The organism is Rhodococcus sp. NPDC003322, assembly GCF_053589555.1.
The window spans coordinates 267,939-291,449 of sequence record NZ_JBSFSC010000002.1 but is presented as its reverse complement, the minus strand read 5'-3'; the positions used below and the strand labels follow the sequence as shown (position 1 = coordinate 291,449).

Genomic DNA, 23,511 nt, shown 5'->3' with positions numbered 1-23,511 from the left:
GATTCAGCGTGCCGGGACGGGCGCTTCGGGGGCGACCTCGATGCGATGGATGCGCCGCGGCGCGTCGCCGTAGTCGTAGATCGCGTTGTGCTGCACGAAATGGTTGTCCCAGATCGCGATGTCACCGACGCTCCAGCGGCGCCGGACGGTGAACTCGGGCCGGATCGACACCGACTTGAGCAGACCGAGCAGCGCGCTGCTCTCGTCGTCGGAGAGTTCGTTGATCCGTGCGGTGAACAGGTCGTTGACGAACAACGCCTCGCGGCCGGTTTCGGGATGGCGGATCACCAGGGGATGGGATGCCTCGGGTACTCCCGGCTGCGGGGCGATCCGGTGTGTGGCGGTCAGCCCGTACAGCGCCTCCCGGATCGGAGCGGACAGCGCGTCCAGTGCGGCGTACTGGTTCGACCACAGGGTGTCGCCGCCTGCCTCCGGCAGAACCTGCATGTGCAGGACGCTGAACCGAGAAGGGGTGGCGCGCCACGCGACGTCACAGTGCCAGCGATTGGCCTGGTAGGCACTGCCGTTGTCGGTGCTGATGACGCTGATCTCGCGGTATCCCGCGTCGCCGAGATTCGCCAGGTGCTCGTGCGGGTACACGATCTCGCCGAAGTGCTGCGAGAAGGCCCGGTGGATGGCGGGATCGGTTCCCTGCCCGGGGAAGAACAGCACGTGGTGGGTGTAGAGGGCGTCCTTGACCGCCGCGATGTCGGCATCGCTCAGGTTGCCGACCTGCAGGCCGTGCACCTCGGCGCCGATCGCGCCGGCCAGCGGCACGATGGTCAGGGTGGGCAGTTCGAGCGTCGTCATCGTCGCGTCCTCGGGTCTCTCGGGCTGGACTGGATGACGCAAAAGTAATCAGCGGGCATTAATTTGCGAACGCATCCGATCCGGATGCGAAGAACCGTTTACAAGTCGTCGGATCTGCGGTAGTGCGCTGGAACGGAGGGTTTTCGGACGGGTTGTTCGGGGGAGGACGGGTTGCGGCGTTGCGATACGGTGGTCGCCCATGACCGCCAGACGTGGCCGCTACAGCGCGGGTGAGGAAACACGGGTGCTGCTGGTCGAGACGGCCGAACGGCTGTTTGCGCGGCGCGGGTACGAGGGCGTCACCCTCGCCGAGATCCGCAGTGCCGCAGGCCAGAACAATGCTTCCGTGATCAGCTACTACTTCGGCTCGAAGGAGAACCTGCTGCGCGCAGTCTTCGAGCACCGATTGCCGGCGATCAGTGCCGACCGGGATGCTCTCGTTCGCCGGATGAGTGCGGGTGCACGCCGGTTGACCCTGCGCGAGGCGCTGTGGGGATTCGTGCAGCCGCTGGCCGACAGCCTTCGGAACGGCAACCACTACGTGGGTCTGCTCGACCGTTTGATCGAAACCGACTTGCTGGGCGACGCCTTCAAGTCTGCGGACCCCACCATGACCGCCAGCGGAATGGCGATCGACCGGGCACTGCAGGCAGCACTCACCGACGTTCCGGAGGAGTTGCGCCGGCCGCGGATCTCGATGGTGTACGAGAGCGCGCTGCGGACGCTGGCCCGCTACGACCGGGCGGGTGGGGCGCCGAGCCGGGCCGAGTTGTCCACACTCGTCGACGCCTGGGAGGGCCTGCTCCGGGCGCCGCTGTCGGAGGAGACGCTCGCCACCCGTCGTGAGGACGCCGAGCGCTGAACTCCGCGTAACGCACCGGCACGCCGGGGCATCCACGTTTCGAACTCGCCGAGCGCCCTCGGTCGTGAGAGCGTCGTTCTCACTTCTCGCCGGAGAAGCCCCTGGAACAGAAGTCCCACACCTCGTGGGCGTCGATGGGGTTGGCGGCTTCGCTGTCCGTGGCGCCGCCGGACTGGGCGATGAACATGGCGGTCTGCATCGTCATGGCCGCAGCCCGTCGCGGGTTGACGCCCGCACGCAACCGACCCGCCGCGGCGACCGCCTCCATCAATTCCGTGAACAGTGTCAGCATTGCCGAGTGCGCGACCTTGACCTCGGCCGGGTGCGTGAGCAGCAACTGCGGAGCGAATTCGGTGAACAGCGGGCGATACGCGGTGGGATCGGGGCGGCACAGGTCGAAAAGCAGCTCGACGGCGACCCGCAGCTGTTCAAACGGGTCCTTCTGACCGAATGCGGCGGCTCGGATCTGGTCGGCCGAACGATCCAGTGCGTCCTCGAACAGTGCGAGGAGTAGTTCGTGTTTGCCGTCGAACTGCAGGTAGAAGCTGCGTAGCGATTGCTTGGAGCGGTCGACGACTTCCTGCACCGTGAAATCGGTGCTTCCCTTCTCCGTGATGATCGCCTGGGCGGCATCGAGGAAGCGCTGCACGCGTTCCTCGGCGCGGAGCTTGGCCGGCCCGATGGACCGTTCGACCGCGCGCTGTTTCCAGGCGGGCTCTTCGCCGGGGCTGGTCATTGCCGAGTAGGCCCCGCTCCGCATGTGGAGAACATGCTTGCACTATAGCGGAGAACGTGCTGCTACCTGCCTGGCGGGGCAACCTCGGGAGATCGATCATATCAGTTGACGAGAATGCTATTCTCCTCGAGTCGTGAATGCAGCTCCGAGAAGGAGATCCGGATGCACTTCGAACTCGACTCTGATCGGTGCCTCTGGCGCGGCGCCGTCCGCGACGTTACGGCCGATGAATGCCCACCCACGCTGAATCGAAACGTTGTCGACCGCGGCGCCGATTCCACCTTCTGTCTCGCATCGATGATCCAGTTCGTTACTCTCACAACAGAATTCGTGACGCCGAGGTTGGCTGGAATGGATCCGGCAGTCCACGAGCCGGGCCGAGTGTCGGCGATGCGCCGCCGGACACGGTTGGTGATCACCTGAATACGTTGTAGACGAATGGGACTCAATGGTCATGCGACCGATATCCGGCGGTGCGAGTCATCGGCCGGCTGCCGAGTCCGCGAAAGTTCGAACACACCAATGCGGACAGAACCCGTCCGTCCACAGGAAAGGATCCGCTATGCGCGAATGGACAACCCGTCGAGTCCTGGCTGTCTGCGCCCTGGTCGTCGTCGCGACTGCCGGTGTCGCAGGATGCAGTGATTCCGACGACAGCGCAGCAGACAGCGCTGCCACGGTGGCGACATCCGTGGCAGCGACCACTTCCGCGGCCGCCGAGGCGTCCGAGGCGACGACAAAAGCCATCACCGACACCTACGTCGCATTCTTCGACGGGACGAACACGCCGGCCGCACGTGCAGCGCTAGTGGAGAGCGGCGAGTCCTTCCTGGCCCCACTCGAGGGAATGGCGGCGAGCCCGAACGGTCAGACCTCCGCGACGGTCTCGTCGGTCACCATGACCGGCGCCGACACCGCGGATGTCAAGTACACGATCTACATGGGTGGTGCTCCGGTGCTTCCCGACCAGACCGGCCAGGCCGTGGAGGTCGACGGCCAGTGGAAGGTCGCTGCGACGACATTCTGTGCGCTCCTGGCGATCCAGGGCGGCGCGGAGGCCAATCCCGCCTGCCAGTAGGGTCGGAATACGGTGATCGTCGGTGTCTGCACCGGATGTGTCCCGTGTGGACGCCGACGATCATCCACTCGCAACATCCGCAGCCGCCTCAGCAGGTGAATGATCAACCGCAGGAATGGCTTCGGTGGTCGGAGTCACGACAGTCGGCAGCACGGGACCGCGCTCCGCTCTGAGCGGTGAGTACCTGAATCGCGCTGTCGTTCTGATCAAAGGGACACGCTGTGTCTCGCGTACAGAGAAGATGGCTCCCCGATACCCAGATCGACTCGGAGAGGCCCGGATCGGACCCTGGGCAGACGCGACAGCGGAGATCTTGCCAGTCCGACGGGCCGATGTAGCCCAGTGGAGGAGGATCACGTGAAACAGCAGCGAATGCTTGTCGCTCTTGCGGCGGTGGCATTGCTCGTCGCGGGATGTAGCGGCCGCGGTGAGAGTGGTGGCGGTGGTGAGGAGGCGTCCGGGGAAGCGGTCGCCTCGAGCTCGTCGGGGGACTTCGGTGATCTGACCGATGTCTGCCAACCCGGCAATGCGGACAGCGCAACCGCTCAGGGAGTCACCGCCGACGAGATCTCGGTCGGCGTCTTCACAGACATGGGGTTCAACAAGAATCACGAATTCGAGGACGCGGCAAAGGTCTTCACCTCATGGTGCAACGACGCGGGCGGCATCAACGGACGCCCACTCGCCTACAAGATGCGGGACGCGAATCTGATGGAGGTCCGCCCGCGGATGGTCGAAGCCTGCCGCGAGGACTTCGCCCTCGTCGGTGGTGGTGCTGCGCTGGACGGGCTCGGAGTCAAGGATCGGCTGAACTGCATGCTGCCGAGTTTCCCCGCGCAGGTCACCCAGGTGCAGGCCGTGGGAGCGGACCTGGAGATCAGCGCGTCACCCAGCCGAACCCCCGGCTACGACCCGAACTTCGGGTTCCGCACCTGGGCGCTGAAGGAGGCGTACCCTGCCTCGGCGGGAGCCGTCGGCCTCATCAACGGAGACTCACCCGTCACCAAGGTGCTCGGCGAAGGGGCCGCGGAGGCCCTCGTGGCCGCCGGCGCAACCATCGTCTACGACGACCTCTACCCGCTGGCGGGGGTCTCGGACTGGACGCCCTACGCCCAGGCCATGAAGGCCAAGGGTGTCAAGGGTCTCGTGTTCTTCGGCGACTTCCGGCAGCTCGCCAAGCTCGAGGACGTTCTCACCTCGATGGACTACAAGCTCGACTGGATCGACGCGAACAACAATTCGTACAACCCGGCGTTCCTCGAACTTCTGGGCCCGTCCGCGGGATTCCAGAACAATCTCGTCGACCTCGGCGGCAGCGCGGCGATGAGCAGCATCGACGAGGTTCCCGCGGTCCAGCAGGTGGCGGACATGTTCGCCGAGTACGCACCGGATGCAACGATCACGTTCCCGGTGATGCGTGCCATGTCGGCGTGGTTGTTGTTCGCGAAGTCGGCCGCGAGTTGCGGAGACGATCTCACTCGCCAGTGCGTGTACAACGCGGCCCGCGAGCAGACTGCGTGGACGGGTGGAGGTCTGCACGCTGCGACCAACATCGCCAATCCGGTTCCGCCGCAGCCGTGCTTCAACATCGAGCAGGCGACACCCGATGGTTGGAAGCCGGCCGACTTCCATCCCGACACCGGGCCCTACCGATGTGACATTCCGCCCTACAAGTACCAGAAGGACTACGGGACGCCGATGACGCTTGCCGAGGTCGGCAAGAGCATGGACGACTTCTGATGACGGCGTAGCGGCAGCTCATCGGTGGGCAGGGCCGGTGTCGGTGGCGGTGGCCTCTCGTGCTGCTGTTCCGGCATCGGCTCTCGCGCCCTGATCGGGCGGTTGATGTGGTCCGATCACCCTCGCCGGCGATGCCCGTCATGGGGCGGATCTCCCTGCTCTGGAACAACATCGCGGTGACCGGTGCTCACGTCATCCTGCTGTTCGGCAGGAGAGCGAAGAGGTGTCAGACCGGATCGAACGACGAGATGAGCCAGCTGTCGTCGTCCTTCGTGAGTGTCACCAACACGCTGCTCGACGTGATCGTGGGATCGGGCTTTTCCGAGCTTGTCGTGGTCTGATTGGTGAAGATCAGCACCTTCGCGGCGTCCTGTTGGAGTTCGGAAACCGCCGACCGAACCACCTCGGCTGTCGTCTTCACCGACTTCTCGCGTGCGGCCGGTGCGACGATCTGTTCCGTGAACTGGGTGTAGTACGTCAGGAAGTCGCCGGTCAGATACGACTTGGCAGAGGCGAAATCATGGTCGAGGGTATCGGGGGCATAGGACAGCAGCGCCGTTGCGCCGTCCACGGCGGCCTCACGCGCCGCCTGCCCCGCGGAGGCGTCGATTCGGGTGTCCGGCCGATACTGGAAGACGTACAGGCCGGCCGCCGTCGCCGTCGAGGCGACGACGAGCAGCGTCAGCAACCCCGCGCCTGGTCTGATCCGGATACGGCGGGTCGCACGTGGGACCGCGCCCGCGGTCTGCTCGGGATCCGGGACTCCCAGAGTGTCCTCGCTCCGCGAGGCCGTCTGTCCGGCGGTGGCATGCTCGACCGTGTCGTCGGAAGGTATGCGGTCTGTGATCACGGTACGAACTCGACTTTCGACATCTTGAGTTGACCCTCGTCTCTCGTCACGGTGACGCTGAGCCGCCATGCGCGCGGTTCCTGTTCCGCACCTGCGGAATTGGTCACCTTGGACGATGCGGCAACGAGAACGACCGCGGAGTCCTCGGTCATCGACTCGACAGCGGCGGCGTTGACCCGGCCCTCGGTCGCGACGTTGGCCTTCTGGATCATGTCGGTGAAATCTCCTGCCCGGGCCTGGAAGTCGTCTCGGAATGCGCCAGTGGAGTTGTCGAGTACGCGTTGGACGTCTGCCTCGGCGTTGTCGGAATCCAGGGTGGTCAATGTGACGACACCCTGCCGTGCCGCTGCGGCGAACTCGGCCGCGCGCTGCTGCTGGTCGGTGACATCGTGGTGATGCCACAACAGGTATCCGCTCGCCGCAAGCGCAGCGCCGGAGACGAGTGCGCAGAGCGCGGCCGGAACTGTCGCGGGCCGAGGCAGACGCCGCCCGCCGTGGCGGGGCCGGGGTCCGTCCGATGGCGAGGGTCCGACTCCCTCGCAGTCCGGAACGTCCTCGTTCTCGGCCTTTCCGGCCGCGGCCGTCGGGAGGTCCCGAGGGGCCGGGCCGTCCGTGGAGTCGAGTGAGCTCTCTCGCGCCCCCGTCGCGGGGCCGGCCTCCGCGGCCAATGCCTGCCGTCGCAATCGTGCGGAACGAGCACGCGCCTGTGCCGCAGCGGTTCTGGCCTCCGCGGCCTCGGCCTCGGCTTCCGCTTCGGCCACTTCCAGGGCCAATGACTCGGCGGTGCGAGCGGTTTCGTTCACGCTGGTCGGCGGCGGGCCGTCACGTCCCTCCCCCATGTCCACCTCCCGGTACCTGTGGCTGGTCCCCCCGGACGAGAACGAAGCTAGCACCATTGCCGGAGATCGGCATCGAAGTGTGATGAATGCGTTCGGTCATGGCGTCCAAATGCGGGGAATTTCCGTCTCGCAACGGAATTGCGGCATCCAGTTGTGGTTGGCGGGGTAGCGTGAAGGTGGCCAAGTCGCTGTCGGACGGCGACTGGCACGGACTTCGTGTACTCCTGTCGACGACCCGAGAAGGTGCGGACGTGACTGATTCGAAGATGCTGGTGTATTCCAATGCTGTCGAGGGGCAGGAGGACGCCTTCAACGATTGGTACGACACGAAGCACATGTCCGATGTCCTGGCCGTCCCGGGCGTGGTGGCCGGACAGCGTTTCGAGGTCGTGCCGGCGGCGGTCCCCGGACGAGCCGCGTCCGATCCGCCGACACACCGGTATCTCGCGGTGTACGAGCTGGACGAGGACGCGGAGTCCGTTTTCAGAGCATTCCGGGAGCGCGCTGCCTCCGGAGAGATCCCGCTCAGCCCCTCGCTCGACCTGACCACCCTCTCGGTGTCGATATGGCGCGCTCACGGCGAGCGGCGAGTCGCCGACTGACTTCGGGCGCGGTCGGTCACCCACGCTCGATTCCACAGCGGATCGGTGTCGAGCAGGGTGAACAGTTTCGGCGGCATTCCGGGAATCGGCATGCCGCTGAAACAGTTCCAGGTTGTCGGTCACGATTGGTGCGCTAACCCCGGGCGGCGGCGAGCATCTCGTCGATCGAGACGAACTTGACCCGCGGGCGCTCCTCCACGGCGCCGCGCCGGCGTTCGGTGGCATCGATGGCGCGCCATCCGCGCCAATCGATCGGGTCCGCCCCACGCTCGATCATCACCCGGCGCAGCGACTCCCTGTCGCCGACGTCCCTGGCCAGCGCACCCTTGTCGAAGTCATCCAGCAGCTGGGCGACCGTCTCCTCTGCACAGCTGCGGTTGGTGCCGATCACACCCCGCGGCCCGCGTTTGATCCAGCCGGTGACGTACACGCCGGTCTCCGGATGGCCCTCCTCGTCGATCACCCGTCCGAGATCGTTGGGGACGATTCCCCTGCTCGCGTCGAAGGGAATGCCGTCGATCGGTCTACCCAGGTAGCCGATCGACCGCAGGACGAGTGACGTGTCCAAGACGTCGGTCCCGTCGGCCGGATCGCGCGCAACGATCGCATCCGTGTCGACGAGGTGGTTGCGAACCACCCGCAGCCCCTCGACGTGCTCGGAACCGACCACCTCGACCGGGGAGGACAGGAAGCGGAAGACGATCCGCTTGTTACCCGGGTGCGGCGTGCGCTGGGCGTATTCCCTCGCAACCTCCAGCTTCAGCGCGGTCTCCACGTCGTCCTCCGGCCGTGGCTCGAGGTCTCCGCCGTCGATGATCACGTCGATCCTGTCGAGGTTCCCCAGCGCGACGAATTCGCCGACGGAGAAGGCGCCTTCGCGAGGGCCGCGCCGACCGAGGATGACAACTTCCTCGATGTTGCTGTCCGCCAATGCGTTCAGAGCGTGCTCGGCGATGTCCGTCCTGGCGAGTTCGTCGGGGCCCTTCAGGAGCACACGCGCGATGTCCAGCGCGACGTTGCCGTTGCCGACGATCACGACCCGTCGCGCTGACAGATCGAAATCGTGCCCCACGTGGTCGGGGTGGCCGTTGTACCAGCCGACGAAGTCGGCGGCGGCATGATGGCCAGGCAGCTGGTCACCCGGAATGCCCAGATCGCGGCTGGCCGGGGCACCGACGCCGTAGATGACTGCATGGTGGTGGGCGAGCAGGTCTGCATGGGTGATCGTGGCGCCGACCTCGACGTTGAGGTGACCGGCGAACCGGCTGCTTGCGAAGGCGTCCTCGAAGATCGAGACAACGGACTTGGTTCGCTGATGGTCCGGCGCGACACCGGCCCGGATCAGGCCGAACGGCGTTGGCAACCGCTCGAACATGTCGACCTCGACACCCTTGATCGTGAGGAGTTCGGAGGCTGCGTAGCAGGCCGCCGGACCGGCCCCGACGATCGCCACCCGAAGCGAGCCGGGCTCCACCGCGGGACGCTGGCGCGGAGGCTCGATGATTCCGGGCTCGAGTGGATGCTTCCGGAAATAGGCGGCATTGATGTCCCGGAACCGCTCCTGCTCCTCCGGTAGGTCCCACTCGGACACGACCGCGTCGACCGGGCATTCGTCCGCGCAGGCCCCGCAGTCGATGCAGGTGTCGGGATCGATGAACAACATCTGTGTGTCGGCTGGTGTGTCGCTCGCGTCCGCACTCGGTCGGATGCAGTCGACCGGGCACACAGCCACACAACTGGCGTCCTTGCAACAGTTCTGCGTGATGATGTATGCCACCGCGGAGCCTCCTCTGTAGACGTGGCTTGTCCGATCTCGACAGGGGAGTGCGTCGCGCTCGGCATCTGGAAATGTGTCGACCCTGAATCGGGGGCACAGGACGCGGCCCCACTGAGGAGCGGTGGTTCGCGCGTGCGGCGTCCGCTGCTCTTCATAGAAGTGTAGTCGATTCTCCATTCAAAAGAATGTGATTATCGCTGGTTACAGGCAGGTTGGTCGTGTCGGGTGAGAGCCTTGTCACATCTCCAAAACCAACCTACTGTGTGTTCACTAGGTTCGTGGGCGACATGGGGGGCTTCGTGGACGCACCTTGGATATGTGACTCTCGTCAAGTGAGGATGCGAATGCCTCTTGCGAAGGGCGCCGTGCTCCTCGCGAGGAGTGCTGTCCGTCCGCGGTGGGTTGGAGAGGTCGTTCGGCGCCGTGTCCCCGTACCGGTGCTCGATTCTGTGTGTGCATGCACGTCGGTTGTGGACCATCGAGGGAATTCGGCCAGATCAGCCAGAAGGGATCCGCTATGACTGTTCGACGCTTCGCCACTGTTCACCGGCAGGACGACGTTCGGGTGGGTACCGACTCGACTGCCCGAACCGCCAAGCCTGCGACGCCCCACCAACTCGACCTCGTCGCCCCCAACATCGCGGATGTGGTCCGACATGCCGGAGGTTGGGTGTTCGATCGGGTGGTTGCAGGGTGGAACGTCACGGTCCTTCTCGCGGAGGACTCCGATCCCAGGCCCCTGGAGATCTTGGGCGCAACGACGGCAGACCTGGAATCCACGTTGGCAGCCAATGGAAGTGGGCGACGCCCCACGACTGTCGCGGTCGCGGCGGCCCTGTACCGAACCGATGCCCGCGTACGTCAAGGTGTGCTCGACGCACTCGGGCATGGGCGGACCGAGGTGACGATGTGGGGTGAAGGGTGGCCTGCCGAACTTGACCGAGACGTCCGCCTCGTCCAGCACCGGTTGAGTATGGCCGCCCGCGCGTTCAAGGTGCAGGCTCTCGCAGCGGCGGCGATGTCGGTGTCGTCGGTCGATCCTGCCGAGACCTTCTGTACGGGGCAGATGTCGCGCCGCACGGTGGTGGCAGACCTGCTTCCTGCCGGCTGAGTAGGGCCCGATCGGCCGGCCCGCAGTGAATGTCCGCACCCGAGCGCCTGCAGGTGGGCCGGGGCGGTCATTCGTGTGCGCGGGCGGTGGCCGACCCGCTCCTATCGATTGCCCGACGGGGCGTCGGGAGGCTGCGCTTCAAGCCGGCCGGAGAACCGACCGGTTGTCGGCGCCGGGTACTCGCCGGTCATTTCGATGATCGCGTGCGCGGGGCAGTCGAGGAGCGCCCGCATGGCGGCATCGTGGTCCTCGGGCGGCACCGATCCGTCACCGATCAGCGTGGCGTATCCCCAGTCGTCGAGCGAAAAGTACTGTGGTGCATGACGGGCGCAGATCCCGAAGCCGTCGCACACGGTGCGGTCGAGGCGAATTCTCATTGGTGTCCCACCGTCTCCACCTCGAAGGGGCGGTCGGCGCTGAACACGCCGACTCGGCATACTTCGCAGTGATCGTCGAGGTGATCCGCGACCGCCTCGGGAAACTGATTCAACAAGCTCGCCGCGATGTTGGCTGCACCGTCGATCGTCGCGCAGGCGCCGCGGCCGCGTAGGACCACGGACCACCGTTCGAGGCGGACGAGGTCCTCCGCGGACGCTGTGCCCTCGCGCAGAGCCCGTACGGCCGTGGCCATCGCGGCCGTCCCGTTGAAGCACGAGCCGCACTGGCCGGCGTTCTCCCGATCGAAGTAGCTCAACACCGAGGCGGCGACGGCGACGGGGCACTCGTCGGTGAGGAGCGAGATCGCCCCACATCCCAGTGCGCTGCCGAACTGCGCCAGTGTCTCGTGGTCCAGGGTTGCGTCGAGGACGTCGCGGTTGACCAATCCCGCGAAGTAGCCACCCATGAGTACGCCGCGGACCGAGTCGGCCGCAACCCCGTGTACGGCGAGTAGCTCGGTGAAAGGCAGGCCGTGCGGAATCTCGTACAGCGCAGCCGGTTTACCTGCTCCCGTGACCGTCGCGAGATATGTCCCCGGTGATGCGGCAGTGCCCTCCGCCCGGAACGCTCCGCCGCCGTGCCGGTGCACGAACGGAAGGTTCGCCAGCGTCTCGACGTTGCTGACGACCGTGGGTCTCCCCGCCACTCCCCGCTCGAAGGGGCGTGGCGGCTTGTCGGTCGGTTTGGCGGGTCCGCCGTCGATCGCGCGGACCGCCGCGGTCTCCTCGCCGGCCACGTACCCGGGCTCGACTGTCACGACGGTGATGCACAGCGAACCGCGGATCGAGTCGTCGAGCTCGTCCAGCGCCGCGTGGATGCTCCGAGCGGACTCGGGATCCGAGACGTAGACGTAGGCCCGGTCTGCGGCGACGATCCGAGCGGCAAGCCGGATCCCGTCCAGCACCAGGTGGGGGCGATTGCGCATCAGCCACTTGTCCTTCGCCGAGGCCGGTTCGCCCTCCTCTCCGTTCGCGACGACGACAGTGCCTCGGCCGTCGCGACCGGCGTCGTGAACCGACCGCAGTTTGACGCTCAGGGGAAACGCCGCTCCGCCGCGGCCACGCAGACCGCTGAGCTCGATCTGTTCGAGCAACGGCTCGGTCGCCGCAATCTCGCGATAGCCGCCCTGGTCGTGATACTCGGAGGAGGTCTCCGGGCGTGGCGGCACGGCGATGCCGGGAGCCCGCAGCAGCCGCGGCGTTCTGCCCGGAAGCACGGCGACGGCAATCTGCGTCGCCGGGTCAAAGGTCGTTGGCATTGCCGCCTCCTCTGGCCGAGATTTCGTTCCGCGAGGGGTATCGGTGACGACCCGCGCGGTTATGCTCGCCCGCATGAGAACTGCCGTGGTACGCGTCGGCGTCGATCCGGGAGACGAACTGACCCCCGGCCAACTTCGCGAGGGCACGGAAATCCTCCGAGCCCTCGCGCGCGATGCCGGTTCCGACCTGATCGATCACGACATCAGCGCACTGCCCGCAGGACGACGCGAGGTGCAGTTGCTGATCGCGGGCGACGAGCAGGAAGAGGTCGAGCGGGCCGCACTTCGACTGTGCGCCGACGCATTCGGTACGTGCCCGATCGTCGGGGTCGTCACCTACGTGAGCCGGGGAACGGACGACGACGCTCACGGTGTGCTGTCCGGATTCGGGCTCACCGCCCACATCGAGCGTGTGCTCGGCGCCGACGGACTCGATGTCGTGCACGTGCGTCTGGCTCGAGAGGACCTGGACCGGGTGCCCGAAAGTCGTGTCCACACCGCACTGGAGGCCGCGCTCAACTGCGAGGTCCGCATCCTGGCGACGTGAGTGCACGTTCGGCGCCGTTCCCGGCCGCGAGTGAGCGGTCATCGGCTTTCCAGGAAGTCCAGGATCGCGGGGGCGGCCAGAACCCACGTGTCGAACATGTTGGGTCGATCCACCTTTCCCGTCGACCGTTCTTCGAACGCTCGTTCCCAGGCATCTTCGGGCCACGGCGGGTCGATGAGCGTGGAACCCTCGATGAGGCAACTGACCTCGAGTGATGTGCGCTTCGGATGGTCCAGATCCTTCGCGCCGCCCCGGATGATCAGGGTCGGAACCTGGATGCGGTCGAACATCTCGTCATCCACGCCGGGGATGGTCTGTCCGGGCCTGGGCACGTAGGAATTCAGCCACCGTAGGGACAACTTGATGAACTCGTCGCGATCAAGATCGAGTAGCCGTTGCTTGTTCGCCGGGTTCTTCTCGATGCGCTCTCGCCACTCGCGCATGTGCAGAAGTCCTTCCACACCCTTGCCTCGCACCACCTGCAGGCTCGGCAACACGTAGTAGGCGCCGAGGTTGAAGGTCCCGTACACGCCCCCGACGATGTTCCACAGGACCAGTCCGGTGACGAGTTCGGGATACAGCATCGCGGTCAGCATGGAATCACGGGCTCCGCCGGAACCTCCCGCGAGGATGCAGGGACCGGCCCCGAGTGACGAAAGGAGGCCGCGAAGTGTCTCCGCTCGCATGTGCGACTCGGACACGCCATAGAACTGCACGTCCGAATCACCGCAATTGGGGCGGTCCCACAACAGAACCGAGTAACCGCCGTCGACCAACGCCTGAGCCAGCGGTCGCAGCCCGGGAACATCCATGCCGAACCTGCCGCCGGGCGTCAGCACCACGAGTTTGCCTGATGTACCGAGAATCTCGTAGACGACGTTCCCGCCGTTCACCTCCACCGAGGGCATGATGTTCTCCTCCGTGTCAGGCCGTCACCAGGACGTCGTCGCCGACGACCCGGACCGGATAGGTGCGAATGCTCCATTCCGGCTTCACCGCGGTTGTCCCGGTCGCGAGCTCGAATCCCCATTGATGCCAGGGGCAGTAGATGAACTCCAGATCGCGAACCATCACCGCGTCCCCCGGCACGCCGGTGTCGACGATGTTGCGTCCACGAGGGCGCCCGGCGCAGAGCGGGCCTCCCTCGTGCGGACAGTAGTTCGCGATGGCGTAGAAGGTGCCGTTGACGTTGTACACGCCGACGCCGTGCCGTCCGATCGGCACCACCTTCGACGAACCGGGGGGAATTTCGTCGACAGTGGCCACGACGTGCTCGCGGCCCTGCGCCAGCCTCGACGGCTGCTGTTCCTCGCTCATTCAGAACACCCGAACCTGGCCGGGCAGTGCGGGCACCGTCTCCGGGAGATGGTAGGTCTCGATGCCGTTCCGGAACATGATCCGCTCGCGGGCGGCCGGCGGCAGGTGCTTGACGAGCCAGCGGGGGTCGTCGAACGTCCAGTGCGGGTAGTCCGAGGAGTACAGCAGGATCTTCTCCGCTTCCATCCACTCGAACGCCCGTGTCAACTCGGTCTTGTCCTCCGGATAGTCCAGCGGCTGCGTGGTGAACTTGATGTGTTCCTTGACGTATTCGGACGGCTTGCGGCCGATGTCCATCCAGGACCTGCGGGCCTCGTAGATCGCGTCCATGCGCCACATCAACGGCAGGATCCAGGTGAATGCGTGCTCGACGAACACCATGCGCAGCGTTGGGAATCGGTCGAAGACGCCGTCGAAGATCAGGCTCATGATCTGATTCGCCGCCAGCAGGGAGTAGCTGACCATGAAATCGTGGTTGTAGCTGGGGAAGCCCACCGGAGGCATCGGCATCGTCTCGAAGGCGCCGCGGCCGAGATGACAGCTGACCGGCATGTCGTACTTGGTGGCGACTGCCCAGATCGGGTCGTAGCGGGGATCGCCCCAGGCAGGTCGAGGTTCGGCCTTGATCAGGATCTGAGACATGTACGGGTGCTCGGCCCAGGTCTCGATCTCGCGGACGGCGCCCTGCGGGTCGTCGACTGCGGCGCAGACCGATCCACGCCAGCGCTGGTGCCAGTTGTTGTGACCGTCGAGCCAGTGGTTGGCCTGCCAGTGATTGATGCCGGTGGCGAAGGCCTGGGTCGCCTCGGGCAGTCGAGCCGCCTTCACGGTCGGTTCGAGGATCACGATGTCCGAGCCCGCCTCGAGGATCAGCTGCTTGAAGGCGAGGTCTGGGTCGCTGCCGGGGAACTCGCCTCCGGACGGGAAGGTGTCGATGCGCATCGCGTAGGAGTGTGCGTAGTCGGGCGCGTCGTAGATGATCGTGTCGCCGACCTTGTGGCTGAGGAAGTACTTGCTTCGGTGCGGCTCGGGGAGGTATTCGGCGAGCTCGCGGCGCCGGGGTACCGGGTGCATGTCGGAGTCCACGACCCGGACGGCGACCAACTCCGTCGACGGCACCCGTTCGTGGATGTGCGAGAGGGTCATCGTGGTCTCCTTCTTGCCGCCGTTCCCGGCGGCTGGGACCGGTCCTCGTCGAGCGACGAGGACGCGGGACTACTGGACGGCCAGGGCCGGAATGTCGATTCCATAGAGCTGGGCGGCATTTCGCCAGCACACCTTCTCGCGCTGCTCGGCGGTCAGGGCCCGGGGCAGGGAGTCGACGTCGCCGCAGTGCCAGTGTGGATAACTCGACCCGAACATCACCATGTCGTCCTTGCCCGTGAATGCCAGCCAGTCTCCGGCGAAGTCGACCTCACCGGGGCCGTCCAGGCCGCCCTGTACGAAATACACGTGACCGGGCAGGTAGTCGCTCGGCATCCGAGGTGCCCACGGTGTCTGCTCGAGGTGCGGACGGCCGAAGCAGTCCATCCGCCAGATGAACGGGGTCACGAGGTCGGCGCCGCCGTCCGCCCACACGAACTTGAGGTCGGGGAGCTGCTCGAACACGCCCTCGGCAATGAGATTCATCAGGTGGTAGACGTAGTTCAGTGACATGAAGCCCAGGTACTGCTCGTACGTCCGTGGGTGGCCCGACGGGGTCGGCGGGAAGCCGACGCTCTCGCCGCACTCGATGTGCGCAGCGACCGGGAGTCCCGCCCCCGCCGCCGCCTCCCAGAGCGGCCAGAACTGCGGCTTGCCGTATGGCTCGCGGGACTGCAGGGGAACACCGATCTGCACGACCCGAGGATGATCGCGCCATCTCTCGATCTCGCGGAGCGCCCCGGGAATGTCCTCGGGGTTGACCCGGATCGTGCCGCGGAAGCGCTCGCCGTGCGCCTCGGGGTCGAGCCAGCGGGTCACCATCATCTCGTTGTGCGCGGAGAGCATCGCGGTGGTCAGGTGCCGGTCCGGCAGGATCCCTCGTGTCATCGGGTGCAGAATCGCCACGTCCACCCCACGATCGACGAACAGATGCTGGGCCACCCGGTCGGGATCCGAGCCGGGATACTCCCGGTTCGGACCCGCTGTGCCCTGGGCATATTCCCCGCCCGGCGCGCCGTACCAGTCCATCTCGACGTCGGGGATTCCACGGCTCTTGAAGGGCTCGCGCAAGTGGGCGCGCATGTCGGTGTTGGATGCGAAGAAGATGTGCACGCTTGCATCGATGATCGGCATCGACGTGCCGTCGGGGAGTCGCTTCATCAGAAGCCCCTGATGTCGGCCGCCTCCCGGCGAACCGTGACCGGAGCGGCGAGTTGCTGTTCGTCGCAGATCTTCTGGAGCTTCTCGAGCGTTTCGTCGAGGCCCGGTCCGAGCCGCCTGCCAGGAGTGAAGGTGGCAGGCAGATGCCGCATGCCCTGGATCACGCCGACCGTGTCGTAATGCACGGCGCCCTCCGGGTCGCAGCGGTAGTCGGGCATCCGGTCAAGGACCTCGGTGAGCATCGACTTGAAGACGGTGCGCGCAACGTTGGAACCGATGCACCGGTGGACGCCGAGGCCGAAGCTGAAGTGCCGGTTGCCCCTGCGATCCAGAATCACTTCGTTCGGATCGGGAAACTCCGCGGGATCCCGGTTGGCCATCGCCCAGGAGAGCCACAGGCGTTCGCCCTCCCTGAATCGGGTTCCGTCGACCTCGCAATCCGCGGCGATCGTGCGACCGTCACCCGGGGCAGGGGTGAAGTAGCGCAGGAACTCCTCGGTCGCCGAGTTGAGGAGGGTGTCCCGCTCGCGGCTGAGTCGATCACGCTGGTCCGGATTCTGCGAGAGCCACTCGAGCGAGTGCGCGGTCAGTGCGGTGCTGGTGTCGAAGCCTCCGCCGATGATCAACCCGAGCATGCCGAGCAGCTCCATGTCCGGAGCCGGCTCGCCGTCGATGCGCAGGTCGACGAGAGCGTTCACCAGTCCCGGACGCGGATTCTCGCGGATGTCGGCCAGGTTGGTCAGCAGGTCGATGCCCATTTCACGGTGCATCTCGGCAACCCGAACCGAATCGGGGGAACTCTCCGGCGTGTACACCGCGGCGTGCGTCGGTTCGCTGTACATCGCCCAGTTCTTCAGCGGGATGCCCAGCATTGCGAGGGTGAGGACCGCGGGGACGATGTTCGCGAGGTCGTCGACGAAGTCGATCGAGCCGGTCTCGATCCTCTCGTCGAGACTGGCACGAACGACCTGGTGGATGAACGGCTCCCAGCGCGCAACCGCCGCCGGAGAGAGATACGGGTTCAGGACCGCGCGATAGGTCCGGTGATCGGGGTCGTCCATCTCGAGGATGCCGCCGCGAACGAGCGCGGCGCGCTTGGCCGTCGGAATGGAGATGCCCTTGTAGCCGCGACGCTGCTTGTTGATGTCGTGGTCGTTCGAGACGTGCGGGCTGCGTGCCAGCTCGAAGACCGCACTGCTACCGCTGGCGACCCAGTGGCCGTCGTACGTGTCCGTCCATGCCACCGGACATTTGGCGTGCATCTCCTCGGTGATTGCCTCGAACTGGTGCCGGTATTCCGGGGTGTGCCGGTCGAAGTGGTACCGATTCTCTTTGCGCCCGTCGTCGGCCACGACGTTGTCAGTGCTCACGATGCTTGTCCCCTCGACTGGTCACGTGCTGAGCTGTTCGAATGCCGAAGCGGCGGCGTGAGACCACTGAGTCACACGCCACCACAATGGGTTTCACTTCTGGTAGTCGTACCACTTGAGGTACCCGCCGCCGTCGACGCGGTGCTGGGTGCCGGTGACGTAGCGGGCTTCGTCGGAGGCGAGGTAGAGGACTGCGTTGGAGATGTCGATGGGTTCGATGTAGGGGATCTTCATGGCTTGTTGGACGCCGAAGGCGGGTTCGGCGTCGGCGCGGGTCGGGTGTTCGAGGTCGGGGCGGAAGGAGCGGTACATGGGTTCGCTCTGGAGCATGGGGGTGTTGCAGTTGGTCGGGTGGATGACGTTGGCGCGGATGCCGCGTGTGGCGAGGTGGGTGGCGAGGTCGTAGACGTAGGCGGAGAGGGCTCGTTTGGAGTGGACGTAGGCGATGCCGCCGAGGTCGGAGCCGGGGTTGGGGACGTTGCTGGTGTCCATGAGAGCGGCGGTGGAGCCGGTGGCGATGATCGAGGCGCCGTCGCTCAGGTGGGGAAGGGCCACCTGGATGGCGTTGATGGTGCCGATGAGGTTGGTGTCGATGACGTCGCACCAGGCTTGGATCTGGGGTTCGCCCTTCATGCCGGCAATGCCGGCCTGGGCGACGACGATGTCGAGTTTGCCGAGTTCGGCGATGCCGGCCTCGAGGGCGGTGCGGAGGGCGTTGACGTCGCGGACGTCGGCTTGGGCGGTGACGATGCGTTGGCCGGTCTTCTCGACGAGGAGTGCGGTTTCATCGAGGTCCTCGGGGCGGGAGAGTGCGTAGCCGAGGGTGGGGATGTCTTCGCAGAGGTCGACGGCGATGATGTCGGCACCTTCTTCGGCGAGTCGGACGGCGTGGCTGCGCCCCTGTCCGCGGGCGGCACCGGTGACGAATGCGACTTTGCCTTCAACACGTCCCACAGGATTCCCTTTCCGTAGCTTCCATGCAGAGGTGGCTCCGGCGCCGTGCGCGGACGCGGGTCCCGGCCCGGAGGTGTAGCGCCCGATTGGGTCATGGCATTCGGAACTTGATGTGCAGCAGTTGTTTTGGCTGGATCGAGTACGGCGTCGGCAGGTGTCCCGTGGCTGACCGGGACACCCCGAGGGCGCCGTGGAATCCCTGTTTTCAGTGTCAAGAATTGCACTTACAGTAGCGAGAACCATACTCTTCACCTATCGGTGCTGCAAGGAGATCGGATCCGGGCGCTCGTCGGACGGCTCCATCTCGTGGGAGCGCAACGGTGCGGTGTACCCCGGGTTGTTCGCGCGAGCGGGGTTGCCGTGAATTCCGGCCCGCTTCCGCTGATCCCATTCCCGGGCCCATCGGTGCGATCTACGCCGGTCCGGCCCCTCGATGCCAATGAGGTAATTCGAATGCGTGCGATACCTGCCGATCTGCGAAAGCGCTACGAGGAGGAGGGCTGGTGGAGCGACGACACGATCGGCGATCTCCTCGCCCGTGGACTGGCGGCAGCGCCGGACACCGCGTTCACCGTGCACTCGGACGTGCGGCCCTGGCACGGCACCTTCGGTGAGGTCGAGTCGGTCGCACGGCGGCTGGCAGCTGGGCTGCGGGCCCGCGGCGTCGGGCCCTCGGACGTGATCGCATTCCAGTTGCCGAACTGGATGGAGGCGGCGGCCACCTTCTGGGCTTCCGCGCTGCTTGGCGCGGTGGTGGTGCCCATCGTGCACATCTACGGTCGGGCCGAGATCGGCCACATCCTCCAGGTGGCGCGGCCGAAGGTGTTCATCACCGCGGACCGCTTCGGCCGGATGGTCCACGACCCGGAGGTCTGTGCGGGCGTGCCGGTGGTGGGCGTGGTCGGCTCCAACATTTCCCGAGGCTCCGCCCGAGGTTGTGACTTCGACGACCTGCTCGCGGCCGAGCCGATGAGCGGCACCGCCGCGGTCGATCCTGCCGGCCCGGCCCTGATCGCCTTCACCTCGGGGACCACCAGCGTCCCGAAGGGGGTGGTGCACAGTCATCAAACCCTGGGTTGTGAGACGCGTCAGCTGGCCGACCGGAACGCGACGGATCGCAGTAAGCAGCTGACCGCGACCCCGGTCGGGCATTTCATCGGAATGGTTGGCGCATTCCTGATTCCGGTCTTGCATGCGAAGCCGGTGAATCTCGCCGACGCCTGGGATCCGGGAAAGGCTCTGGCGTTGATGAAGAGCGACGGCCTTGCCGTCGGCGGTGGCCCGCCCTACTTCGTCACCAGTCTGCTCGACCATCCCGACTTCACTCCCGATCATCTGGCCCATGTCCAGTACGTGGGGTTGGGTGGGGCATCCGTGCCGGTAGCGGTCACGCAACGGCTCGCAGGCCTGGGGATCGTCGCATTCCGCGCGTACGGCAGCACGGAGCATCCTTCGATCACCGCCTCCCCGCATGACGCCCCCGAGCGGATGCGTCTGCTCACTGACGGTCGGCCGATGCCAGGAGTGGAGATTCGATTGGCGTCCGACGGTGAAATCCTTAGCCGCGGACCAGATCTGTGCCTGGGCTACACCGATGACGCCCTGACCGCGCAGGCATTCGACGAGGAGGGCTGGTATCGGACCGGCGACATCGGGGTGATCGACGACGAGGGCTGCCTGACGATCACCGACCGTAAGTCCGACGTGATCATCCGCGGCGGCGAGAACATCAGTGCGCTCGAGCTCGAGGAGGTGCTGCTCGGTGTGCCGGGCGTGGGTGAGGCTGCCGTGGTTGCGGTTCCCGACGTAGTGCTCGGCGAGCGCGCGGCCGCGGTCCTGTGTCTTCTTCCGGGCCATCCGGTGCCCACGCTGGGCGAGGTGTGCACCTACTTCGAGCGGGCCGGTCTGGCCCGACAGAAGTGGCCCGAGCTCGTCGTCGAAATGGCGTCCTTCCCCCGCACGGCAAGCGGGAAGGTGCGCAAGCACCTGATCCGTGGGGCCGTGGCCGAAAGGGTATTGAAGTTTCCGTAGAGCGAGAATATTATTCTCGCACGCCCGGCTTCCGGTCTGGCTCGTGTTCTCGCACAGGACGTGCGACCCCCGAGCCGGCCCGCACTGTTACCGCCGGTGGCAGGTTTCGCTGTGATCGATCGTTCTTGTGGGGTACCAGGGGTACCCGGGGGTGGAGCGAGTCACCTTCTGATGCATCTGTTTCCGGAGAGTTCGTCACCGAAGATTCGCCCCGGGGGTTCGAGACCGGAGCGACCGGCGGTCGGCCGAAAGGATCACGCACGCGATGTCATCGCACCAGCAGAAGTTGTCCGAAGGAGTTCGCGCAGAGGATCTTCCGGTGCAGTCCGCGGAATCCGGATGGGATCACCAGGTCGACGTCGTCGTTCTCGGCAGTGGAGCGGCAGGCCTGACTGCCGCACTCGCGGCCTCGGTCGCCGGGGCTTCGGTGGAGATCTACGAAAAGGCGCCCACCGTGGGTGGAACCAGCGCGGTGTCCGGGGGCATCGCGTGGATCCCCGCGCATCGTCGTGCCCCGGACGGAGAACTGACCGTCACGGACGCGCTGAGCTACCTGCAGGCACAGTCCCTCGACTCGATGGACGACGAACTGGTCGAGACCTTCGTGCGCACCGGTGCGGGAATGGTCGACTTCGTCGAGCAGAACAGCGCGCTGCGCTTCGAGATCGCCAGTGGTTTCCCGGATTACAAGCCCGAGCTGCCCGGAGGCCGGCCCTCGGGCGGGCGGTCACTGAGCCCGGTTCCCTACGACGTGACCCGCCTGGGTGAATGGGGCGGCCGGATCACCTCCTTCCCCGAGGACTGGAGCAATGTCGGCTTCGACGCAGAGACGCGGGCCCGGCTCAACGCCGAGGCCGACGGTCAGGCAGACCTGAGTGTCGCCGGCGCCGCACTGGTCGGCGGACTGCTCGAGGGCCTGCTCGCCCGCGACGTCGTGCCCCGGACCGGGGCCCGTGCCGTGGAGTTGATCGCCGACGCGGCGCAGATCTCCGGTGTCCGCCTCGACGTGGGCGGCGAGACCGTCCGGGTCCGGGCCCGATCCGGGGTGGTTCTGGCCACCGGGGGATTCGAGTGGGACGAGGCGCTGGTCAAGGCATATCTTCGAGGTCCGATGCGGGGGGCGGTTTCACCGCCGAACGACACCGGTGACGGCCTGCGCATGGCGATGGCGCACGGCGCCGACCTGGCGAACATGAGCGAGGCCTGGTGGGTGCCGATCGTGCGCATCCCCGGCGACACGATCGAGGGAAGGCCCCGCAGCCGCAGCGTCCGGCTCGAGCGAACCCGGCCGCGCAGCATCATGGTGAACAGGTCCGGACGCCGCTTCGCCAACGAGGCCGGTGAGTACAACTCCATGGCCGGCGCTTTCCACTACCTCGACCCACGAGGAGGCTACGTCAACGATCCGGCGTGGATTGTGTTCGACTCACTGCATTTCAAACGTTACGGATTCCTCGGGGTGCCGCCGGGCGGCACTGTTCCGGAATGGTTCTCGCAATCGGAGGACCTCGGGGAACTGGCTGCGAGGACCGGAATCGACTCGCGCGGCCTGGCCGCGACGGTCGAGGCATGGAACGCCGCCGTAGCCCAGGAGGTCGATCCGGACTTCGGGCGCGGATCGAGTGCCTACGACGGGTGGTGGGGCGACGAGAACGCCGACACCGTCGCCGGTCGCACACTCGGCCCGATCGACGCGCCGCCGTACTTCGCGGTCCCGGTCACGGTCGGGGCGATGGGGACGAAGGGTGGACCCCGCACCGACCGGGACGGTCGGGTCCGGCACGTCAACGGTGAGGTGATCCCCGGACTCTTTGCCGCAGGCAACGCGATGGGAGGCGTGACCGGCCGCGCCTATGGCGGTGCGGGCGGAACCATCGGCCCCGGGATGGTCTGGGGCTACCGGGCGGGTCATGCCGTGGCGACGGGTTCGTCGGTCCCACTGGGCAACTGATCCGAACCGGCGATCGTGCGACAGCACCACCGGGAACATCCCATCGGTCGGACCGAGCAGGAGGTAGCGAGTGTCGGATTTCGAGAGCATCTGGAGCGATCTCCAGGGTGTGCCGTTCTCACAGGGGTACCTGAACGCTGGGGGAGTGCGGACCCGATACCTGCATGCCGGCGAGGCGGACAAGCCGGCGCTCGTGTTGCTGCACGGGTCCGGTGGCCATGCCGAGGCCTACGTACGGAATCTGCATTCGCATGCCGAGTACTTCTCCACCTGGGCGATCGACATGCTCGGCCACGGGTACACGGACAAGCCGGGGCACCCGCTCGAAATCGACCACTATGTCGACCATCTGATCGCGGTACTCGACGAGATCGGCGCCACACGAGTGCGTTTGAGCGGCGAGTCCCTCGGTGGCTGGGTGGCGGCACGCGCGGCGATCGACCATCACGACCGGATCGACCGTCTCGTGCTCAACACCGCGGGTGGTTCACAGGCCGACCCCGAGGTGATGGCGCGGATCGTCACCCTCTCGATGGCTGCGGCGAGTGAGCCGACCTGGGATACGGTGCAGTCCCGAATCACCTGGCTGATGGCGGACAAGTCGAAGGGATACGACGACATCGTCGCGAGCCGACAGCGCATCTACCGGCAACCGGGGTTCGTCGATGCAATGCGTGACATCATGGCACTGCAGGATCCTGAGATTCGCCATCGAAACCTGTTGGGGCCTGCGGAGTACGGTGCAATCGTCGCGCCGACCCTCGTGCTGTGGACCAGCGACGACCCCACCGCCGACGTGAGCGAGGGCCGGCGCATCGCCTCGATGATCCCGGGTGCCCGCTTCGAGGTCATGGCCGGCTGCGGACACTGGCCCCAGTACGAGGACCCGAAGACGTTCAATCGGATCCACCTCGACTTCCTGCTGGGGCACTGACA

Annotated in this window: 23 protein-coding genes; 10 read left to right on the top strand and 13 right to left on the bottom strand. The window is 66.2% G+C overall.

What is annotated here, in order from left to right; translation table 11 throughout:
- Positions 1-3: 3 nt before the first annotated feature.
- A complete protein-coding gene (locus ACWDUM_RS07760) occupies positions 4-810 on the bottom strand; it encodes a TauD/TfdA dioxygenase family protein (protein ID WP_450133516.1) in 807 nt (268 codons plus the stop codon).
- A 199-nt stretch (positions 811-1,009) separates the two neighbouring features.
- Between ACWDUM_RS07760 and ACWDUM_RS07755 the strand changes: the two genes are divergently transcribed.
- Complete coding sequence (locus ACWDUM_RS07755) at positions 1,010-1,672, top strand: TetR/AcrR family transcriptional regulator (protein WP_450133515.1); 663 nt, start codon at positions 1,010-1,012, stop codon at positions 1,670-1,672.
- Between the two features lie 79 nt (positions 1,673-1,751).
- On the opposite strand, the gene ACWDUM_RS07750 is transcribed toward ACWDUM_RS07755, so the two are convergent.
- On the bottom strand, positions 1,752-2,408 hold the full coding sequence (locus tag ACWDUM_RS07750; RefSeq protein ID WP_450134180.1) for a TetR/AcrR family transcriptional regulator: 657 nt from the start codon (positions 2,406-2,408) through the stop codon (positions 1,752-1,754).
- Positions 2,409-2,570: 162 nt separating this feature from the next.
- Between ACWDUM_RS07750 and ACWDUM_RS07745 the strand changes: the two genes are divergently transcribed.
- The 3 genes from ACWDUM_RS07745 to ACWDUM_RS07735 all read left to right on the top strand — a co-directional run bounded on the left by ACWDUM_RS07745 (position 2,571) and on the right by ACWDUM_RS07735 (position 5,226).
- Complete coding sequence (locus ACWDUM_RS07745) at positions 2,571-2,831, top strand: hypothetical protein (protein ID WP_450133514.1); 261 nt, start codon at positions 2,571-2,573, stop codon at positions 2,829-2,831.
- Positions 2,832-2,970: 139 nt separating this feature from the next.
- Positions 2,971-3,486, top strand: coding sequence for a hypothetical protein (locus tag ACWDUM_RS07740; RefSeq protein ID WP_450133513.1), 516 nt, complete (start codon positions 2,971-2,973; stop codon positions 3,484-3,486).
- A gap of 372 nt (positions 3,487-3,858) precedes the next feature.
- On the top strand, positions 3,859-5,226 hold the full coding sequence (locus ACWDUM_RS07735; RefSeq protein WP_450134179.1) for an ABC transporter substrate-binding protein: 1,368 nt from the start codon (positions 3,859-3,861) through the stop codon (positions 5,224-5,226).
- Positions 5,227-5,452: 226 nt separating this feature from the next.
- Here the strand turns inward: ACWDUM_RS07735 and ACWDUM_RS07730 are convergent, their stop codons facing one another.
- Positions 5,453-6,073: a twin-arginine translocation pathway signal gene (locus tag ACWDUM_RS07730; RefSeq protein WP_450134178.1), complete on the bottom strand. Its 621-nt coding sequence runs from the start codon at positions 6,071-6,073 to the stop codon at positions 5,453-5,455.
- Positions 6,073-6,915 (bottom strand): hypothetical protein, encoded by an 843-nt coding sequence (locus tag ACWDUM_RS07725; RefSeq protein ID WP_450133512.1) that lies wholly within the window; start codon positions 6,913-6,915, stop codon positions 6,073-6,075. The genes ACWDUM_RS07730 and ACWDUM_RS07725 overlap by 1 nt, the downstream gene beginning before the upstream one ends.
- 251 nt (positions 6,916-7,166) lie before the next feature.
- Between ACWDUM_RS07725 and ACWDUM_RS07720 the strand changes: the two genes are divergently transcribed.
- Positions 7,167-7,517, top strand: coding sequence for a hypothetical protein (locus tag ACWDUM_RS07720; RefSeq protein WP_450133511.1), 351 nt, complete (start codon positions 7,167-7,169; stop codon positions 7,515-7,517).
- Between the two features lie 133 nt (positions 7,518-7,650).
- Here ACWDUM_RS07720 and ACWDUM_RS07715 read toward each other — a convergent pair whose 3' ends face one another.
- Positions 7,651-9,294, bottom strand: a complete 1,644-nt coding sequence (locus ACWDUM_RS07715; protein WP_450133510.1) for a 4Fe-4S binding protein — start codon at positions 9,292-9,294, stop codon at positions 7,651-7,653.
- Positions 9,295-9,964: 670 nt separating this feature from the next.
- Here ACWDUM_RS07715 and ACWDUM_RS07710 point away from each other — a divergent pair.
- Positions 9,965-10,405, top strand: coding sequence for a hypothetical protein (locus tag ACWDUM_RS07710; RefSeq protein ID WP_450133509.1), 441 nt, complete (start codon positions 9,965-9,967; stop codon positions 10,403-10,405).
- Positions 10,406-10,506: 101 nt separating this feature from the next.
- Here the strand turns inward: ACWDUM_RS07710 and ACWDUM_RS07705 are convergent, their stop codons facing one another.
- A complete protein-coding gene (locus ACWDUM_RS07705) occupies positions 10,507-10,782 on the bottom strand; it encodes a ferredoxin (protein WP_450133508.1) in 276 nt (91 codons plus the stop codon).
- A complete protein-coding gene (locus ACWDUM_RS07700) occupies positions 10,779-12,101 on the bottom strand; it encodes an NADH-ubiquinone oxidoreductase-F iron-sulfur binding region domain-containing protein (protein WP_450133507.1) in 1,323 nt (440 codons plus the stop codon). The genes ACWDUM_RS07705 and ACWDUM_RS07700 overlap by 4 nt, the downstream gene beginning before the upstream one ends.
- A gap of 73 nt (positions 12,102-12,174) precedes the next feature.
- Between ACWDUM_RS07700 and ACWDUM_RS07695 the strand changes: the two genes are divergently transcribed.
- The gene (locus ACWDUM_RS07695) at positions 12,175-12,648 is read left to right on the top strand and encodes a hypothetical protein (protein WP_450133506.1); all 474 of its coding nucleotides are present in this window, start codon (positions 12,175-12,177) and stop codon (positions 12,646-12,648) included.
- A 38-nt stretch (positions 12,649-12,686) separates the two neighbouring features.
- Here the strand turns inward: ACWDUM_RS07695 and ACWDUM_RS07690 are convergent, their stop codons facing one another.
- From ACWDUM_RS07690 to ACWDUM_RS07665, 6 genes are all read right to left on the bottom strand, one after another.
- Positions 12,687-13,556 (bottom strand): alpha/beta fold hydrolase, encoded by an 870-nt coding sequence (locus tag ACWDUM_RS07690; RefSeq protein ID WP_450133505.1) that lies wholly within the window; start codon positions 13,554-13,556, stop codon positions 12,687-12,689.
- A 16-nt stretch (positions 13,557-13,572) separates the two neighbouring features.
- The gene (locus tag ACWDUM_RS07685; protein ID WP_450133504.1) at positions 13,573-13,965 is read right to left on the bottom strand and encodes a Rieske (2Fe-2S) protein; all 393 of its coding nucleotides are present in this window, start codon (positions 13,963-13,965) and stop codon (positions 13,573-13,575) included.
- Entirely contained in the window at positions 13,966-15,111 is a 1,146-nt protein-coding gene (locus ACWDUM_RS07680; RefSeq protein WP_450133503.1) for an amidohydrolase family protein, read from the bottom strand.
- A 69-nt stretch (positions 15,112-15,180) separates the two neighbouring features.
- Positions 15,181-16,269 carry an amidohydrolase family protein gene (locus ACWDUM_RS07675; protein ID WP_450133502.1) on the bottom strand — a complete coding sequence of 363 codons (1,089 nt, stop codon included), beginning with the start codon at positions 16,267-16,269 and terminating at the stop codon, positions 15,181-15,183.
- Positions 16,269-17,639 carry a cytochrome P450 gene (locus ACWDUM_RS07670; protein WP_450133501.1) on the bottom strand — a complete coding sequence of 457 codons (1,371 nt, stop codon included), beginning with the start codon at positions 17,637-17,639 and terminating at the stop codon, positions 16,269-16,271. Before ACWDUM_RS07670 ends, ACWDUM_RS07675 begins: the two co-directional genes overlap by 1 nt.
- A 93-nt stretch (positions 17,640-17,732) precedes the next feature.
- A complete protein-coding gene (locus ACWDUM_RS07665; RefSeq protein ID WP_450133500.1) occupies positions 17,733-18,593 on the bottom strand; it encodes a mycofactocin-coupled SDR family oxidoreductase in 861 nt (286 codons plus the stop codon).
- 453 nt (positions 18,594-19,046) lie between these two features.
- Here ACWDUM_RS07665 and ACWDUM_RS07660 point away from each other — a divergent pair, with 453 nt between their 5' ends.
- The 3 genes from ACWDUM_RS07660 (at position 19,047) to ACWDUM_RS07650 (ending at position 23,509) form a co-directional block, all read left to right on the top strand.
- Positions 19,047-20,624 (top strand): AMP-binding protein, encoded by a 1,578-nt coding sequence (locus ACWDUM_RS07660; protein ID WP_450133499.1) that lies wholly within the window; start codon positions 19,047-19,049, stop codon positions 20,622-20,624.
- 265 nt (positions 20,625-20,889) lie between these two features.
- Positions 20,890-22,575, top strand: coding sequence for an FAD-dependent oxidoreductase (locus tag ACWDUM_RS07655; protein WP_450133498.1), 1,686 nt, complete (start codon positions 20,890-20,892; stop codon positions 22,573-22,575).
- Positions 22,576-22,645: 70 nt separating this feature from the next.
- Complete coding sequence (locus ACWDUM_RS07650) at positions 22,646-23,509, top strand: alpha/beta fold hydrolase (protein ID WP_450133497.1); 864 nt, start codon at positions 22,646-22,648, stop codon at positions 23,507-23,509.
- Positions 23,510-23,511: the final 2 nt, after the last annotated feature.

Excerpts from the sequence above, each read along its gene's own strand:
- ACWDUM_RS07690 (WP_450133505.1), bottom strand. The coding sequence starts at position 13,556 with ATGCCCTCGGTGGAGGTGAACGGCGGGAACGTCGTCTACGAGATTCTC.
- ACWDUM_RS07745 (WP_450133514.1), top strand. The coding sequence starts at position 2,571 with ATGCACTTCGAACTCGACTCTGATCGGTGCCTCTGGCGCGGCGCCGTC.
- ACWDUM_RS07655 (WP_450133498.1), top strand. The coding sequence starts at position 20,890 with ATGTCATCGCACCAGCAGAAGTTGTCCGAAGGAGTTCGCGCAGAGGAT.
- ACWDUM_RS07705 (WP_450133508.1), bottom strand. The coding sequence starts at position 10,782 with ATGAGAATTCGCCTCGACCGCACCGTGTGCGACGGCTTCGGGATCTGC.
- ACWDUM_RS07755 (WP_450133515.1), top strand. The coding sequence starts at position 1,010 with ATGACCGCCAGACGTGGCCGCTACAGCGCGGGTGAGGAAACACGGGTG.
- ACWDUM_RS07685 (WP_450133504.1), bottom strand. The coding sequence starts at position 13,965 with ATGAGCGAGGAACAGCAGCCGTCGAGGCTGGCGCAGGGCCGCGAGCAC.
- ACWDUM_RS07700 (WP_450133507.1), bottom strand. The coding sequence starts at position 12,101 with ATGCCAACGACCTTTGACCCGGCGACGCAGATTGCCGTCGCCGTGCTT.
- ACWDUM_RS07735 (WP_450134179.1), top strand. The coding sequence starts at position 3,859 with ATGCTTGTCGCTCTTGCGGCGGTGGCATTGCTCGTCGCGGGATGTAGC.
- ACWDUM_RS07660 (WP_450133499.1), top strand. The coding sequence starts at position 19,047 with ATGCGTGCGATACCTGCCGATCTGCGAAAGCGCTACGAGGAGGAGGGC.
- ACWDUM_RS07725 (WP_450133512.1), bottom strand. The coding sequence starts at position 6,915 with ATGGGGGAGGGACGTGACGGCCCGCCGCCGACCAGCGTGAACGAAACC.
- ACWDUM_RS07680 (WP_450133503.1), bottom strand. The coding sequence starts at position 15,111 with ATGACCCTCTCGCACATCCACGAACGGGTGCCGTCGACGGAGTTGGTC.
- ACWDUM_RS07740 (WP_450133513.1), top strand. The coding sequence starts at position 2,971 with ATGCGCGAATGGACAACCCGTCGAGTCCTGGCTGTCTGCGCCCTGGTC.
- ACWDUM_RS07750 (WP_450134180.1), bottom strand. The coding sequence starts at position 2,408 with ATGACCAGCCCCGGCGAAGAGCCCGCCTGGAAACAGCGCGCGGTCGAA.
- ACWDUM_RS07695 (WP_450133506.1), top strand. The coding sequence starts at position 12,175 with ATGAGAACTGCCGTGGTACGCGTCGGCGTCGATCCGGGAGACGAACTG.
- ACWDUM_RS07760 (WP_450133516.1), bottom strand. The coding sequence starts at position 810 with ATGACGACGCTCGAACTGCCCACCCTGACCATCGTGCCGCTGGCCGGC.
- ACWDUM_RS07675 (WP_450133502.1), bottom strand. The coding sequence starts at position 16,269 with ATGAAGCGACTCCCCGACGGCACGTCGATGCCGATCATCGATGCAAGC.